The sequence below is a fragment of the Novosphingobium album (ex Hu et al. 2023) genome, assembly GCF_022832385.1.
Classification (GTDB): domain Bacteria; phylum Pseudomonadota; class Alphaproteobacteria; order Sphingomonadales; family Sphingomonadaceae; genus Novosphingobium; species Novosphingobium album.
Map to the genome: position 1 here is coordinate 1 of NZ_JALHLE010000062.1, position 2,136 is coordinate 2,136.

At 68.1% G+C, this 2,136-nt stretch carries 2 protein-coding genes; both read right to left on the bottom strand.

Going from position 1 to position 2,136, the window contains the following annotated elements; all coding sequences use genetic code 11:
• Positions 1-1,610 (bottom strand): xanthine dehydrogenase family protein molybdopterin-binding subunit (locus tag MTR64_RS21165; protein ID WP_243996553.1); only part of this gene is annotated, 1,610 nt, incomplete at its 3' end.
• Positions 1,607-2,077, bottom strand: a complete 471-nt coding sequence (locus MTR64_RS21170; protein WP_243996554.1) for a (2Fe-2S)-binding protein — start codon at positions 2,075-2,077, stop codon at positions 1,607-1,609. The genes MTR64_RS21170 and MTR64_RS21165, both read right to left, overlap by 4 nt.
• Positions 2,078-2,136: the final 59 nt, after the last annotated feature.

A 2,136-nucleotide genomic window follows, 5' to 3' on the forward strand; every position in this document is an offset into this window, starting at 1 on the left:
AAGTCCATCCCGGCGGCTTCGGCAAGCTCGTCGAGGAAGGACTGGAAGACGAAGCCCATGGCATTGGACGTCGGTGCTCGCAGCCAGCCGGTCGGCAGGTTGGTCGGCAGATAGGTCGCGCCGAAGTGGACATCGGGGACGATCTGCGCCGGAAACTCGGTCTCCTCCATCTCGGCCGCACGCACAGGCTGGCCATCGGCGCCGAAGGTCACGAAGTGATCCCTGAGCGCGACGAGATTGCCATCCTTGTCGAGCCCGGCGGTCAGTTCGTGCCACCCGCCGGGACGGTAGTAGTCGTGCCGCATGTCGTCGGCGCGGGTGTAGAGCAGCTTGACCGGCCGGCCCGGCACCGCGCGCGCGATCTGCGCCACCTGAACCATGTAGTCGTTCATCAGCCGCCGGCCGAAGCCGCCGCCGATCCGGGTCATGTGGATGGTGATCGCATCGGGCGCGAGGTCCAGCAGTTCGGCAACCTGCCGGCGCCCGTTGCCCGGTGACTGCGAAGGCGCCCAGAGCGTGAGTGCCCCGTCCTCGAACAGGCCGGTGCAGTTCTGCGGCTCGAGCGTGCCATGCGCGAGGAACGGATAGCTGTAGCGCGCAGTGACGGTCCGCGCGGCGCCGGACAGGGCTGCCCCGGCATCGCCCTTCTTCAGGATGTCGCTTTGGGATTCGCCCTTCAGCGCCGCGTCCGCCTGCCTGGCATAGGCTTCGGTCGAGAACCTCTCGAGCGTTCCGGTGTCCCATTCGACCTTGAGCTTGCCCCGCGCCTGCTGCGCGGTCCACCAGCTGTCCGCGACGGTCGCCAGGGCATCGAACTGGCCTTTGGGCACAAGGCCGGTGTTGACCGGCACCACCGCGATCACGCCCTTGACCGCCTTCACCGCCGCATCGTCGAACGAGGCCACCGTGCCCTGGAACACCGGGCAAGCCTCGATAGCGGCATGGACCATGCCGGGAAGCTCGGTATCGATGCCGAACAGTGGCTTGCCCCGGACAATCGCAGGCGTATCGACGCCGCGCCGCGAGGTGCCGATGATCCTGAACGCATCGTCCGGCTTGAGCGCCACGGTGTCCAGCGCGGGAGGCGTGATCTGCGCGGCCGCGGATGCCAGCGAAGCATAAGTCGCTGCCCTGCCCGACGCCGCGTGGCGGACCATGCCGCTGCCGGTCGTCAGCGATGCAGGCGCGACGCCCCACTCGGCCGCGGCCGCTGCAACCAGCATGTGCCGGGCCGCCGCGCCGGCCTGCCGCAAGGGCAGCCAGTTCACCGGCGTGGAGCGGCTGCCGCCCGCGCTTTGCCGGCCGTATTTTGCATCATCGGCCAGGGTCTGCTCGATGCGGACCTGTTCCCAGTCGACATCGAGTTCCTCCGCGAGGAGCATCGGCAGCATGGTCTTCACGCCCTGCCCGATCTCCGGGTTCTTGGCGCCGATGACCACGCTGTTGTCCGGGTTGATGCGGATGAAGGCATTGAGCACACGGGCGCCGTCCCCCGCCTCGGCTCCGGCCTCGCCGGGAAGCACCAGCCGCGCGCCGAAGCTCAGCACCGCGCCGCCCAGCAGCGCCACCGACAGGAACGACCGGCGGTTCAGATCGAATGGCGCGTTCATGCCGCTGCTGCCCTGGCCCTGGCGGCCTGCCTGATCGCCGCGCGGATGCGCAGGTAAGTGGAACACCGGCAGATGTTGCCGCTCATCACCGCGTCGATGTCCTCGTCCGCCGGATCGGGGATCTGCTCGAGCAGCCATGTCGCCGACATGATCTGGCCTGCCTGGCAATAGCCGCACTGCGGCACGTCGAGGTCTTCCCACGCGGCCACGACATGCTTGCCCGCGGGCTGCGAGGTTACATCCTCGATCGTGGTGATCTGCGCTTCCCCCACAGATCCCACCGGCGTCTGGCAGGACCGGACAGCCTGACCGTCCAGCAGCACGGTGCACGCCCCGCACAGCCCCGCACCGCACCCGAACTTCGTGCCCGGCAGGTGCAGATCCTCGCGCAGCACCCACAGCAGCGGCTTCTCCGCATCCGCCACAACGCTGCGCTTCTCGCCGTTCACCGTCAGATCAATAGACATGGGGGGCTCCAATCGCCTCTAGTCCGCCAACTTATCGTTCAGAACATCTGCAGGCCACC

What these genes read in the sequence shown, in the direction of transcription:
- MTR64_RS21170 (WP_243996554.1), bottom strand. Translation starts at nt 2,077, where the DNA reads ATGTCTATTGATCTGACGGTGAACGGCGAGAAGCGCAGCGTTGTGGCG.